This is a genomic window from Streptomyces sp. NPDC037301 (assembly GCF_055602785.1).
Window position 1 is genome coordinate 1 of the sequence record NZ_JBVJWD010000033.1, and the last position, 14012, is coordinate 14012.

13 protein-coding genes are annotated in these 14012 nt (G+C 67.6%); all 13 read right to left on the bottom strand.

Annotated elements, in window-relative coordinates; all coding sequences use genetic code 11:
- Positions 1-151 precede the first annotated feature (151 nt).
- Complete coding sequence (locus ACZ7IB_RS35030; protein WP_470918181.1) at positions 152-1024, bottom strand: hypothetical protein; 873 nt, start codon at positions 1022-1024, stop codon at positions 152-154.
- 354 nt (positions 1025-1378) lie between these two features.
- A complete protein-coding gene (locus tag ACZ7IB_RS35035) occupies positions 1379-1648 on the bottom strand; it encodes a hypothetical protein (protein WP_470918183.1) in 270 nt (89 codons plus the stop codon).
- Positions 1649-2333: 685 nt separating this feature from the next.
- Positions 2334-2885: a hypothetical protein gene (locus tag ACZ7IB_RS35040; protein WP_470918185.1), complete on the bottom strand. Its 552-nt coding sequence runs from the start codon at positions 2883-2885 to the stop codon at positions 2334-2336.
- 434 nt (positions 2886-3319) lie between these two features.
- Complete coding sequence (locus ACZ7IB_RS35045) at positions 3320-3889, bottom strand: hypothetical protein (RefSeq protein WP_470918186.1); 570 nt, start codon at positions 3887-3889, stop codon at positions 3320-3322.
- A 523-nt stretch (positions 3890-4412) separates the two neighbouring features.
- Positions 4413-6092: a hypothetical protein gene (locus tag ACZ7IB_RS35050; RefSeq protein ID WP_470918188.1), complete on the bottom strand. Its 1680-nt coding sequence runs from the start codon at positions 6090-6092 to the stop codon at positions 4413-4415.
- A gap of 285 nt (positions 6093-6377) precedes the next feature.
- The gene (locus ACZ7IB_RS35055; RefSeq protein ID WP_470918190.1) at positions 6378-7229 is read right to left on the bottom strand and encodes a hypothetical protein; all 852 of its coding nucleotides are present in this window, start codon (positions 7227-7229) and stop codon (positions 6378-6380) included.
- Positions 7230-7582: 353 nt separating this feature from the next.
- A complete protein-coding gene (locus ACZ7IB_RS35060; protein WP_470918192.1) occupies positions 7583-9097 on the bottom strand; it encodes a hypothetical protein in 1515 nt (504 codons plus the stop codon).
- Positions 9098-9487: 390 nt separating this feature from the next.
- A complete protein-coding gene (locus ACZ7IB_RS35065) occupies positions 9488-10339 on the bottom strand; it encodes a hypothetical protein (protein WP_470918194.1) in 852 nt (283 codons plus the stop codon).
- A 245-nt stretch (positions 10340-10584) separates the two neighbouring features.
- A complete protein-coding gene (locus ACZ7IB_RS35070) occupies positions 10585-11367 on the bottom strand; it encodes a hypothetical protein (RefSeq protein ID WP_470918196.1) in 783 nt (260 codons plus the stop codon).
- Positions 11368-12102: 735 nt separating this feature from the next.
- Positions 12103-12306: a hypothetical protein gene (locus ACZ7IB_RS35075; protein WP_470918198.1), complete on the bottom strand. Its 204-nt coding sequence runs from the start codon at positions 12304-12306 to the stop codon at positions 12103-12105.
- Between the two features lie 78 nt (positions 12307-12384).
- Positions 12385-12645 carry a hypothetical protein gene (locus tag ACZ7IB_RS35080; RefSeq protein ID WP_470918200.1) on the bottom strand — a complete coding sequence of 87 codons (261 nt, stop codon included), beginning with the start codon at positions 12643-12645 and terminating at the stop codon, positions 12385-12387.
- 67 nt (positions 12646-12712) lie between these two features.
- Entirely contained in the window at positions 12713-12973 is a 261-nt protein-coding gene (locus ACZ7IB_RS35085; protein WP_470918202.1) for a hypothetical protein, read from the bottom strand.
- A gap of 303 nt (positions 12974-13276) precedes the next feature.
- Positions 13277-13711 (bottom strand): hypothetical protein, encoded by a 435-nt coding sequence (locus tag ACZ7IB_RS35090; RefSeq protein WP_470918204.1) that lies wholly within the window; start codon positions 13709-13711, stop codon positions 13277-13279.
- Positions 13712-14012: the final 301 nt, after the last annotated feature.

Genomic DNA, 14012 nt, shown 5'->3' on the forward strand with positions numbered 1-14012 from the left:
CCGTGCCCGGTCCAGGACGAAGCACTGACCTGCGAAAACACCGCACCGGCGAGCAACCCGTGCGGTGTCAGTGGTACGGAGCCCGCCGGTGGAACGCTGGCGCGCTGGAGGACTGTCGTGCCAGGTGCGGCAGACGAGGGGCGGGACTGTTTCAGGGGGTGGGTGGGACGGCGCGGTTGCGTGTCAGCTCGTAGCGCGGGCCGGTGATGTAGCAACCGATGGGCTGCTCGGCGCCGGGCTGCCGGTCGGTGTCTCCGCCTCGGTACAGGTCCCACTGGTTAGTGTTCGGGCCGCTGTTGTCTTGTTCCCAGTACCACTGGGTGGGGTCGGACTTCTCCCACAGTGCGGCAAGGTCAGCAGCGGCCTGCTGGGCGTGGGCCACGGTGTCGTGCAGGCTGACAGGCTTCCGGTCGCCGAGTTGGAGCCGAACCGTGTAAGAGCCATTGTTGGCGGCAGACAGCACCGGCACGTACATGGTGTTTTCGAGCAGTCCAGTGACGCCAACTCGGTTGCCCTGGGCGGCAATTTGAGTGTCTCGCGGGTAGCGCAGGGCCAAGATGAACTGGGCCCGCGCGTGGTCACGGTCTACGTGGCATCCCTCGTTGCGCAGCGTGTTCTGTGTGGTGATGATGAAGCGCTTCGCGTCGCCGAGGAGTTCGTCGACCCGCGCGGACGCGGTCGCGGTCTCGGCGGCGCCCTGCGCGGTGAGAAGGACGAGAAGGACGAGTGAGCTGGTGGGCTTGGTGAAGACAACGTATCCGGCGTCTGTGAGGACGGTGCGCATCTGCTCCTGCTTCTCGACCGCGGCAGCGTGTATCTCCTCGGCGGTCCGTTTGTCGGTGCGGGGGTTGTAGCCCTCGGTCCAGAAGACGCAGACCGGCCCGCCGTGCAGGTACTCGACTCGCGGGTGCACCTTCTCGACGACGAATCCGCTCTGGCCAAGGCGGGACGGCCGCCAGAACGCGTCATGCCGGTTGAGAAGTTTCGAGACGCTGACGGCGTTCGGGGTACGGACAGTGGGCATGGAGGGGCCCTTTCTCGTGTGGACGGAGGGTGGGGGTGCCGATGTGGCCGGCGGAGTTGACTGGCCGTGGGGCGGGCGGGCGGCCGACCGATAGCGGCGGTGGGGCGCTCGGGGTACGGCCTTCAAGCGGTGCGGCGTGTCCGGCCTGGTGAACGTTAGAGACCAATGTCATGGCGGGGTGCGGTCCTGACCTGCGAAAACACGGCACCGGTCGGGGGGCTAGGGGCACGGCAAAGGGTGACATTGACGACGTCGCTGGCTGGGGATGGCTGGGTGATGAGCGATGGCCCGCACCCAGCGTTCTTGGTGGGTACGGGCCATCTCATAGCGGTTTCGCGGCACGGTGCCCGGGGATCAGGTACCGGAGAGGCACCAGCGGCCGGGCTGACCGGTGCAGCGCAGCAGACCGGCCTCGCCGTGAGTGACCGGGGACTCGCTTCCGCCCTGCATCTGGATGTAGGCCATGTACTCGCCGATACGTACGGGCAGCGTCTTGTCGGCTACGCGCATGTGCATGCACACCTCGGACCACGGCAGGGTGATCTCGACGATGTCGCCGACGGCGTACGTGGGGCGGTGGCATTGGTCCGCTGCGCGCGCGGCGGCGGCATTGCTTTGCTTCATCAGAAGTCTCCTGTCTCGTCGGGGCTGGGGAGGGGTGCTGGGGATGGTGAAAAGCAACGGTCGGTTGCGACCTATGGAACGGTACGACCACCGCGTCTCGCGGGCTGTGACTCTGACCTGCGGGAATACAGAACTGGTGGTGTGTGTGACCAGGTGGGGCGAGCCAGGGGGGATCTTTCGCGCGGGGCGGCGCCGGTCAGCGTTCCGCCGGCAGGGGTGCGCACCGATAGCCATCGGGCCCCGCGGAGGGTGGCCTGTTGTCTGAGACCGCTCCGGGAACTGGCACAGGGGGCGTGGGGCGCCATGAGCCGACGGGACTCCTGCGGTATCCGCGGCCGGAAGAGTGGGAGATTGGTGGCGTCGTCCGCTCCTCCAACACGCCTCGAAGGTTGGGGTGTTCACCTGACCGGACACGGGCCGTAAACAGCACAAACACGAGCAGGCATTGATTCGGGACGTTCCGTCTGCGGCATTGCGGGAACGCTGTCATCGCGTCAGCAACAAGACAAGACAGGGGCTCGCGCTTCCCGGACGCTTCAGATTGGGGCGGGTCACGCATGACTGCGGCCTCCAGGACCTGGTCGTGGTCCTGAAGGCTGCTGTTGTCCTGCGGGCGGATTCGGGCCCGGTCTGCCGGTAGAGAGTGACCGTTGTCATGAGGCCAGAGCCTGGGGAGCTTCGTCGGTCAGAACGGCGGGCACCCGCACGTCGGCGTCGGGCACACGCGGTCGTCGCCCTCGGGGCAACCCGGTGCGTTCGCCCTCGCGATGGCCGCCGCAGATTCTTCGGCCTGCCGTTCGGCACGACGCTGGTGTCCGCGGACGTGCATGGCCAGTGCATGCGCGGCCCGGACCGCGGACGTGTCGGCTCCGCCGTCGTGCCATGTCCTGCAGCGCTCGTCTGCATAGTCCGCAAGGGGGCCCAGCAGGCTTTCAGGGACCTCGATACGGGCGTGTGGGCTGCGCCCTTGCAGGAGGTTCTCCACTCCGCGCAAGAGGGTACGGACAGCTTCGGGGGCGGCCTGCGGTGCAGTGGCGTGCATCTCCAGGAAGATGCCTGGAATGCGGACCTCTGGCCCGCGTTCCGGCTCATCCTCGTCCCAGTCATCCGGAATACGCGAATCCGCGAACCGCTCGGACACGTCGTCCCAGCCTATACGAGTACGGTCGTCCTCCCGCTCCCGGGCGGCGTATTCCATGGTGAAGGCCTCGGGCGGTTCGTAGAAGGAATCGTGCATGATCGGATCTCCTCAGCGATGACGTTGATGACGCGGCCCCGGGATCGCGGGCCGTGGTGAACGCTACGACTGATGTGCGCGTGCGCGACAAGCTCTGACCTGCAAGAACACTGTGCGGGATGGTGGTGGTACGTAGGCCGTGAGCGGTTGTGGCAAACAGCTCGGGCGGTCGCGTTGTTGGAACTGAAAGCGGGCGGCCGGCTGCGGACGATGTCCGTGCCATTTGGAGCGGCTGCTCGGCCGTAGGAACGCTCCGAACCGCGTGCTCTGTCAGATGGTTCTCTGAGCTGCGAGTGCCGCGAGCGGAGAGGGGCGTTGAGGGCGGCGGGGCCGTAGACGGCGTAGAGGGCGTTCTCATGAGCGTGGGCACTGCCCGGCTTGCCAGGTGCCGGACAGTGCCCACCGTGCCCTTGCTGAGTTCGTTGCGGCTCGGGTCAGTTGACGGTGTTGCGCCATGCCGCCATAACAGCATCGCGCTGGTCGATCGGAGCGAAGGTCGTGCAGTGCGTCTCCAGGTCGGGCAGCCCGAAGAAGTGGTCAGGGGATACCCGTGTAATGCGGCTGGTGATCACCGCGATGGCCACTGGTATGTCGGCGGGTATCCGGGCCTGGTGTCCGCCCGCAATCAGGGTTTCCATCTCTCTGGGGAAGGCCCGCGCCTCGAGGGTGACATCAAGGTGCAGCGCATCGGCGTGACGCTGGCCGTACAGTTCGGTGCGCTTGGGGTCCTTGGACAGGGATTGGTGCAGTCCCTCGACGGCTGCGATGGACATGCGGGTGAAGTCTTCGACGTGGGGAATGAGCCCGGTGTAGGCGTCGCCGTGGAAGCCGCTCTTGAATTCGATTGCTGCGTACCCGACCCCTTTGTAGTCCCACCACAGGGGGGCGATCTCGGCGAGCACGGCGGGCCATTCGGCCAACGTCATGGTGCTGAGTGCGTGGTTCATGTTGTGGCGCTGCAGCGCGGCGTCGAGCGCGGCATGTCCGTAGATGCTGATTCCCACGGGTGTCTCCTCACGTAGTGGATTTTCTCGGTGTGGGGCTGCCAGTGGTGCCCCGGGGTGTGGATGAGGTGGCGGGCATGTGCCTCTCCCGCACGGTCCGAAAGTTATAGCGCTGGTGAGGCTCCGCCGAGCGCTGTGACCAGGCAAAACATCGCACCAGGAGAGGGCGGGTACGGCCCCATTCTGGTGCGGTGGCTCAGTGGCGCGAGGGAAGTCCTGCCGGAATACCAATCTGGCAGTGAGGGTGGGTGGTTGGGGCGGGGAAGGCGGGATCTGTCGCGCTGTAGAGCGGCGCCGGTAAGCGCTCCGCCGGCGGGGGTGACGCGCCGATACCCCTGTCGCTCCGCGGGACCCTGCTGGTTGACTCGGATCGCTGGCATCGACGCCCGCCTCACCGGCCAGGGCATCCCCTGCCCTGCGCCTCAGCTCGTTCGCAGCATTCCGCCCCGCCAGATGAGATATGAGATCTAGTGGGGCGGAATTAACCAACAGTGTCCTCAGCGGAGGCGGGCCACGGTGCGGGTTACGCGGTGATCTGGGGCGTCTGGTGGTCGCATAGGCCGCACACGCGGACCGTGGGGCGTCCCTCCGCGATCTCATCGACCTCGGCGACTACGTACACCCCGCACTGCTTGCACTGGAGGTCGTGGCTGCGTACGCGGGTCTCGTGGACCACCTGGTCCGAAGCGCGCAGCGTGAACGGCCACGACTCCTCAGTGGTCACGAACACCCAGTCGGACGAGTACGGGTGAACCTGGACGTCCGTCACGGTGAGCACCGGGCCGCCGGGTACCGGGCGGATCTGGTCACCCTGCTTGGCTAGCGCGATCGTGTGCGTAGCGCCCACAGCTTCGTACTGGACTGTGGCGGTGTCCTGCTGGGTCGGCTCGTCGGTGTTCTGCCGCGGGGACCTGCCAGACCCCCAGCACTCCATCGGCCATGACGCCTCGCCTTGGTGGTGAATGTCGATCTTGCCGTCTTCGCCCAAGGGCGCGCGGTGGTCGTCGTATCCGCAGATCGCCACCAGGCCGTCCCATCCGGCCGGGCCGTGGAACGGGGGGACATCAGCGGGCAGGGCGGGGACGTCGTACGCCACGGCTTCCGGGCGGGTGCGGGTGGAGGGGTCCGCCTGCTTCGGAGGCTTGCCCATGCCCGGGCAGTGGTTCAACCAGCCGTCGCCCATCCTGTGCGTGCCCATCAGCCCGTACTCGGCCAGGGGGCCGAGGTGCTGTCCGAAGCCACAGACTGCGGTCGGCCCGTCGCCCCAGGAGCGCGGGACCATCCGCGGCAGGGCCTCGCCGTCCGCCGGGCCGTCGTCCACTCGGGCGGTGAGCATCTGGGGCCGGGCGGTGTCCGCGGGAAGGGTACGGGGCGTTTGGCGTGCGGCGATGCGGTCCTGGACGCCCTGGGACGGGGCGACGCCGTGGCGGGTAGCCTCGGCGGCCAGACGGTCGTCCGTCTCAGCCCGGTACGTGTCGCGGTCGGCGCGGGTCTTCGCGGCTGCCTGCTCCCGGGATGCCCGGGCGGACTCGGTCAGGCTCGCGCGTGCGGCCCGCCGCTGGTCGTCGCGGTGCGCCATGGGCAACATGGCCTCAGCCTGGGACCGGTACGCCTCCGATCCCTTGCCGTACTGCCCGGCCGCGGTGATCCACCCGTACCGGGCAGCGTGCGAGCGCCCGATCTGGAAGGTGTATCCGAGGAAAGTCCCGGACTTGTCGCGGTAGGGCTTGAACTTCTCAGCGTGCGGCCACGTCCGCTCAACCGTCTTTCGGGCCTGGGCCACGGTCACGGCGTCGGGGGCGGTCGCGAACACGCACAGGTCCGCTCCGGACTCTACGGTCCACCCGGCGTTCTTCAGCAACCTGGCCAGGGCTGCCAGTTCCGTGGTGAACGGCTTGCCGCTTGCCGCCTCGGTGATCTGGTTCCCCCACACCCAATAGACGGCGATGCGGCCCGCGTCGCGGGGCTCGACCATGACGCCGCGGGTGTCGGCCTCCTCGTGTCCGGCGTCGGTCAGGTTCGCCAGGGCCAGCCCGTCGAAGATATCCAGGGCGGCACGCACCAGGTCGTTGTCGGCGTGCTTTGGCAGACTGCCTGCGGTGGTCTTGGCGTGGTCGACCGTCACATCTTCGCTCACGTCGCGGGCGGGCTCCACCGGCTGGTCGCCGGGCGTTCCGGGCTTCGGGGTGCGGGCGGTAGGCATAGAGGTTCCTCTTCTCGCGTGGTTGGAGGGTGTGGTGCGGGCCGATATGGGCAGCAGAGTTGGCTGGCCTCGGCCCGGGCGGCGGTCTGGCCGGCGGGCGCCGCGGTGGTGCTCTGAGCGCGGCCTTCAGTAGGCGTGTTGCGTCCGACCTGGTGAACGCTAGCGCCCCGCCTTGTGCCGGTGTGGGGCCCTGACCAGCGAAAACGCTGCTGCGGGCGGGGTGCTTCGATGCGGGTCGGCGGAAGGGCCAGGGCGCCGGGCGCCCTGGCCGCACGGGAGGGTTGGTCAGTGGGCGGTGTAGGCGGTGAGGACGGCGTAGGCGGTGGCGACGGATGCGTCACGTATCCAGACAGCGGCCCATGTTCGGGTTCCGGTGTCTGAGGCCGCGACGGCGTGCCGGATTATGACCGTGCCGGACGGGTCGGTCAGCTTGGTGTACCGCGGTTCGTTGCTGACGATGTGTTCGGCGGTGAGCCCGGGTATCTCGGCGGCGAGCTCGCGGGCCTGGACGGGCAGGTGGTCAGCGATGGGAGCGGGTGCGTACACGCACGGCATGGCGGCCGCTGCGATATGTCCGGCGTGGAGGGCGTTCAGGTGTGAGATGCGGATCTCTACCCGGGTGCTGTCATCCCCTGCCGATGTGATGGCGACGTGGAGGGGGCGGTGTTCGTCGTCCTGGTACTGGTGCTCAGTGGCCCGGGCATTGAGTCGTTCGGGCTTGTAGTCGATGGTGAGGCGGTGGTTGCTGCCCTGGGCTTCGGCGGGGAGGTTGGCGTCACGCAGGGGCAGGGACAGTACGCGCAGCCCGGCAACGGCGTCGGCGCGTCCGAAGTGGGGCAGGAGCTGTGTGCGGATGGTGTCGATGGTCTTGCGTACGGTGCGGGCGTGGTCACCGGTCACCGGGACGTTTGTGGTGATGGTCTCCAAGGGGGTGCGGGGGTTGACGCTGACGGCGACGTGGGCTGTCAGTCGGATGTGGTCGGTGTGGTCCTCCAGCATGACGCGGAGGCCGATGGGGTGGACTACAAGCGCGCTGCTGAGGATCGCCTCGGTCCTCCAGTCAGGGCCGAGCTCCTTCGCGGTGTCCTTGGCGAGAAGGCGGACGTGGGCGGGAAGCATCGACAGGTCATCGTTCATCACGGGGTGAGTCCTCATCAGTAGGTCAGGCGGTTCCGGGCACGGGCCGGCGCCGCAGGCGCGGCAAGGGGGGTGGGGCTGGAGCCCGACGGCGGAGGCAAGACGTGGGACCCAATCGGCAGGGTCCGGACGGCGGGGCTGGGATCGGCGGAGGCCGAGCGCGTGGCAACGCATCAGGTGTGGGCTTTCGCGGCGGGCTGCCGGGGAAGCGGTACACGGGTGGGGATTGAGGGATACCGCTCCCCCGGCACGAACAACACTACGGACCACAGACAGCACAGAGCACAGCGCTGACCAGGCAAAACACCGTACCGGAAGGGGCCGGGCGTGGCGCCCCCTTCCGGTGCGATGGTTCAGCGGTGCGAGCAGACGACGGCGTTGGGTGCGGTGCAGTCTTCCGGGCACAGGGAGCGTGACAGGCCGCCGATTAGGGCGCGGACGGCGTTCGTGCCGCTTGCTGTCGTGTGGGGGGCGTCGGGGTCGTTGCCGTAGATGATCTCCGCGCGCAGGACCTTCCCGGACTTGGCTCCGATGGTGATCGAGCCGAACGGGCTGTGTGGGCCGGGGCCGTTAAGGGTGATACGGCGGGCGTTTCCGCGCGGCGTTCCCCAGGCGGGGCGCAGGCCCACGGCGTGGGCGGCCCGTACGATTCCGACGGAGTAGGCGGTGAGTCCGGCCAGATCGAGCCCCATGGGCTCGGCGACTACGCGCAGCACCCGTGCCGTTTGCGGGATATCCGCGGTGACGATGCGGCCTGTGTGGCTCTTCGCCGTGACAACGTCGTTGTCCCGGGCGGTCACGGTCCACGCGGTGCCGTCCAGCTCCGTGGGCCACGCGATGCCGGCGCCCCTCACCGTGCCGTCTTCCCCCACGCTGTACGCCGCACCTGTGGTCGGCTCCACGAAGATATCCCCCACGCCCAGCTCACTCGCGCCCGTTTCCCGTATGTCGTTCCAGGTGAAGCCGTGCCTGGTCGTCTCAGTCCGCTCGGCGGTCAGCAGGGTCAGCACGTGAGTATGCGGCCCCATGTTGGCCGCGGCGCCCTCCGTGTCCTTGGTCGCGGCGCCGTCCACGTCGAGGACATCCACCCGGCGCCGGTCGGCGTCTGCCGTGGTAGTGGTGTCGGCCAGGTCCTCCTCACGTATCGCGCCGTCGCGGGGACTCTGGGGGACGTAGCGGCGGTTCTCCACGACGATGGCGCCATCGTCGGGATCCTGGTGGAACGCCCTCTTCTGGAAGCGGAGGTTGCCCACGACCTTGCGAACGTGTGCGGCGGGCAGCCCCTCGTGCTTCAACTCATCGCAGACGTACAGGTCGTGCGGGGAGTCCACCACGTCCTGCACGGTCGGCGGCAGCGGGCGCAGCTCATGGACGCGACACGGACGCACGCCTCCCTCCCCATGCTCGTCTGCGTCCGTGGCGCGGACGTTGTAGTGGGGGCTGGCCCAGTTAAGCACCACGCCCTCGTACTCCGGGAGGACGTGGTGCTTGCCGTCGCGGTAGAACACGCCCCGGATGATCACGCGGTCCCCGGCGGTGTAGCGCTCCGCCTCGGGCTTCCACGGCATAGTGGTCTCATCGGCGGTCGCCGGGCGCAGTACGACCATGCCCCGGGCGTCCTTGTAGATGATGCGGGCCCGGGCTCCGCGGGCTTCGCTGGCGGACATCTCACGGACCGCCTTGCGGCCCTCCCCCATCATGGCGTTGTTGATCTCTTGGAGCGCCACGCGTGACGCGATGCGCTCGGGGGTGCCGCCGTTCTCAATACGCATGTGATAGCGCGGCGCCCCGGCGGTCAGCTGGCCCTTTCGTACGGTCCCTGCATCGTGCTGCGTAGCACCGTGCGGAAGCGGTGTGCTGTTGGACATGAAAGTGATCTCCCTTTGAAGTAAGAGGAGGTAGGGAAGCTGGTTGGCTGTGATGCGGTCCTGCTACCCACGTCACCCACCACGAGCGCCCGAAGGTGAGCGGTGAACAGGCCGCGTTGCCCGCTGCGGGCGCCGCGATATCGGGTGGTGGGGTGTTGATTCCCGGCATCGCTCCGTGACCCGAGAAACGCTACGCACTACACAGACCAAGGCACGGGCCACCGACCTGCGAAAACACCGAACTCAGACAGGGGCGGCCAACACACCTGAATATGGCGGACATGCGTGTCGGCCGTAGGCCCGCGGCGCACTGCGGCCGGGTACTTCGGCTGCGGTGCGCCGTCGGCGGGGTCGTCGCGGGGAGCGGCCCGCGATGACGGGCCGAAGAGGTCAGAGCAGGTGTGGTGCGACGGTGAGCAGCAGATCAACGCCCAGGGAGGCGAACTCTGCAATGACACGCGTGTTGTCATCGGTGGGGTCGTCGGCGTGTTCGTCCGACGGTGCGCTGGGCAGGCCGATGGTGCCGACCACTTCGTCGCTGTCTCCGATGCTGACGTCGGCCCGGTTGAGTGGCTGGAGCTGCGGAAACCGGTCGGCCATGTAGCGGGTGAAGACCGATCCGGCGTCGGGGGACGGTTGGCCGTCATTGGGGCGCAGAAGGGATGGAAGGAGCGTGTACAGGCCGTTGAGCGGGCCGTCGTAGTAGGCAGTGACGTTGGCGCAGGCGCGGTAGGTTCGCAGTGTCCAGGTGCCGCTGGTCTGGCTGTCCCAGGTAAGGCCAAATCCGTCGAGGGCCTCGAACGGTGCGGGTTGGGCGCCCTGGTCCAGGAGTGCGAGCCCGACCTCGTTGAGTATCGCGCCGCGCCGTTCCCGGTCCCGGATTTCGTAGTCTGCCGACCCGTCTGGCCTCTCCATCGTCCGCTGGTCGAGGGCGGGGAGGACAGCGCGGAGGAGTCGCGAGGTGAGGTGTGCGACGGCATCGGATTCGGTGAGGGCAGTGACGGCCTGGGCTGTGTGGGGGTAATCGCCCGGGTATTCGGCGAACACCTCGATCCGGTGGATGTCTGGCTGCACGATGAGCAGCGAGCGGTGGTTGTCGGTGAGACGGGCGGTCGGGGCACCGTAGTGGAGGGGGTGGCGGTGTTCCTTGCACGTCCACTGCCGGTTGTGGCGTGCCGGGAGCGCTGAGGCGAGCAAGGGTGCGATGGCTGGGACTGCCGGAGTGGTGGGCGCCTTGGTCATGGGTGGGTCTCTTTCGTTCGGGGCCGGGTGGTTGCTTCCGGGCTCTGGTGTGTGGTCCTGAGGTGAGGGAAAGGGATTACGTCGCGCCTGTTGGGGGGCCGCGCGGAAGGCGCGGCCCCGGTGTCAGGTCAGGTTGGCGAGATCGGTCCGGACTGCGTGGGAGGCGATCTCGGCACGGGGGAAACTGCAGCCGAGCTCCACCGGGTCCGCCTGGTGGGGGAAGCGGGAGCTCGGGATCTTCAGGGTCAGCTTTCGGCGCTGACGGGTTGTGCGTAGGTCCAGCCGTCCTCGGTCTTCTCCACGATGGTCCAGTCCTTGGCCGTGAGCGCCTGCTCGTACGCCGCCATCCATTCGTCCCAGCGTGCGGCGGCCGGGTAGGCGTCCGAGGGGCGGCGATGCAGACCGCAGCCGACCCGGGAGACGATCACCTGGTCGTCGTGGTCTGGGACCGGCCGGATCCAGGGGCCGAATGTCCGGGAGCTGGGCTTGGTCACGGGCGCGACCGGACCGTCGTTTGTGGCCTCAGCGATGATGTGTCCGGCTTGGGCCACCAGGAGGGGCAGCACGCTGACATGGCGGGTTTTCCACATGTCCCGATGGCCGTCGCGTGTGTAGGCGGGAATCGTCGCGTGCCAGAACGCGCCGCTGTGACACAGGTGCAGGCGCGGGGTGTTGTGCCCCCACATCTTCTCGGGCCCGGCCTTCTCGCGGGCATGCCTCAGCATCGTGCGGGCCTCGTAGGCGGTCATCGTGACGGGTTCCTGGCCCGTCTGCTGCACCTCGTACAGTGTGTTGTTGTCGAGGGCTTCCAGGGCGGCGTCCTCGGCGAGTGCCGCGCGGCGCAGTCGGATCATCTCCTTCGCGATGTACTCGACGGCTCCGTCGGTGCGGTAGGTCCAGTCCTTGTACAGGGGGTCGGGGCGGTCGGGGTCGCCATCGGCCCGTAGTTCAACGACCGTTCGGCCACCCTCGCGGCGAGCAGTAACGGTATGACCGTCGAGCCCGGGCAGACGGACAGAATCAAACATGAGGAACTCCTCGGTTCAGGGTGACGCAGTGCGGGGCGGTCGGGAACGTGTGCTGCGGAAGGCGGAGAGAACGGGTTCCAACGCTCCGCAGGGGGCCACGGTTCGGGCGTGTGGCTAGTACGGGAGGGGCGTGGCCCGGCGGTCTGTCCGCCCTTCCGGCATAGCCCGAAACCTATGGCTCGAACACCAACGACAGTGCGCCTCTGACCAGCCAAAACACTGGCAGAGCAGGAAACTTGGAGCTCATGACGCCACACGGGCCTGAGGGCAGGGAGAACCCGATGGTGTAGAAGAGGGCGAGGCTCGGTGGCGTCGTCAGCCCCTCCCGAACGGACCGGGGCGGGAGGCGGCCCGCACGGTGCGGGAACGGCCGCGTGGAACTGAAACCCGTTGACGCAGGCGCGGCACACATCCGCTCGCAGGTGCTGTGCGGTAGGGGCGGGGCGGCATCATTGCGCGGCCGGCGGGACGGGCGGCGCGTGATCGATGCCCCCGGCGCCGCGATGCGAACGTATACGAAGCACCCCTGGCACGGACGCAGGGGGTGCGCAGGGGCTGGGCAACGGGTGTTCGGCAGCAGCCCAGCCACGGCGGGCGTATAGACACGGGAGCGCTGACGCGCAATACCTCAATAAATTTGAGCAGAACGGCCGCCAGTCCGCGCACGGCACTGTGCGCGCGGACAGGCGGCCGACACCGAACCCAGTTGGGGCACGGGCATGTCGCGTGTCTCGGTCACCAACGTTTCTTGGGGATCTCGTCGAGAATCCGACTCATGTCGGCGAAGTCGAGGGATACGCGCGTGCCTGAAGCGTCGATAGCAGCTGACCGTACGCCGAGGTATTTCAGGGCCGCCAGCACCTCTTCCCATGTCGGCTCTGCTGGGCGGGGACCGGGTCGGGCCACGGTGCCGGGCGGGGTGTGCTCACTGGTCGTCATCAGGGTCTCCAAGGCAAGTCGAAGGGTGTGAAAGTCTGGGGGTGGGTGCTCTTGTGAGGACACGCTGTCAGGGCGGGTCTAGGCGTAGGTGGTGCAGTTCGCCGCTGCCGGGTGGTCCTTGTGGTCTGTGCAGACCGCCTCGCCCGTTTCCGGGTCGGTACCGGCGTCACACAGCTCGCAGACGAAGTAGCGGCATACCGGGCATTGGCCATAGGCAAGCTGATTATCCGGCGCGTCGAGGTCCTGCCTGCAGAGGCGACAGATGGCCGGGGGGAGCGTGCCGTTCTCGGGCCACGGACGCAGGCCGTTGATGCGGGAAGTCTCGCGCGACTTCTTCATGAAAGGGTCCTCCAGAGCTCAGGGGCAGGTTGTGGGACCTGATAGGGCGGGCAGAGTCCGGGCTTGGTCAGTCGAGCGGCGTGGCGGCGAGGAGTTGTACGTTGGTGCGAGACAGCCACACCCGGGGCTTGCGCAACACGCCGATGCTGCGGATGTGTTGGTAGAACCGGACGGAGTCGACCGGAGTGAGTATCTGCTCGATGGCTGTCCGATGATTGGCTGCCTTGACGTGATAGGTCTCCCGGCGGGCTCGTCCACGGCCGCCGCTCGGCGTCATGGGGTAAACGGCGAGCACGATCTTGTAAGTGCGGGGGCTTGTGTTGATCATGGGGCGACTCCGTCGGGCATCAGGAGGTGGAAGGGTTCAATGCGAGGGTTGAGGCGTCGGCCGGTCCGGAGAAACGTTACGGAGTTCCAGGGCTGCCGATTGGCTTCCTGACCTGCAATTTCGTTGAGTCTCTGCAAGGGCGGTTGGCTCGGCCTGCCGCGTTTTCGTGGCTCGGCTTGGCTTGCGGGGGCGCGTCGGGGTTGGGGCCTGGGCGTTCGGCGGGCGCCATCACTGTGAAGTAGTCCCGCGCACGAGAGGCCCGTGGCTGCCCGGGTTCTGGGCAGTCACGGGCCTGGACGACGGTCAGGCGCGGCTGAATCGTGCCAGGGCCTCGTCGTCCTTGTCCTGGCGGTGTCGGTCGGCAGCGGCAAGGGCGTCGGGGTACTGGCCGTACTGTTCGAGGTTGTACTTCTCAATGGTCAGTGCGCGGTCGTCGCTGATGCGGTAGCGCTGGACGGCTTCGGAGTGGTCTGGCTTCTGGGTGATTACGCTCAGCGTGGCGAATCCCTCTTTCATCGCTCTGTCCGCCACCGCCGTCAGACGGTTGAACGCGCCGCGGGAGAGGCCGCCGGTGCCGAGCAAGTTGTTGCCGAAATAGATGACCTCCGCGCTCACTTCGTCATGGCGCCAGTTGATGCTGTGCGCGATGTGCAGGATATGAAGGCCGGGTCCCGCCTGGGTGATCGCGTCCGTGACAGCGAGAAGTCTGGGAGTCGTTTTCGGCGATGACATGACCACAGGCTGAGTCCTTTTCGAATCGGGAAAAGAAAGGGGCGAATTGGCGTGGGGAGGCGTCCCGGGTTGTCAGATGCAGGTGGCGGTGGCGTCCACTGCCTCAGCCCTTCCTGGAAGCTACCGTGCCAGGGGCGGGGTTGTACGGGGCCCTGACCAGGCAGAATTCCGGATGCTTCTGTGTGCCATTCCCCTTGCGGCGGGTCAGTGCAGGGAGGGGTCTCGGGGCGGGGGGGGGGGGGGGGGGGGGGGGGGGGGTCTTTTTCTTCGTGTTGGTTGTGGGGTTTTTTGTTGGTCGTTGTTTATA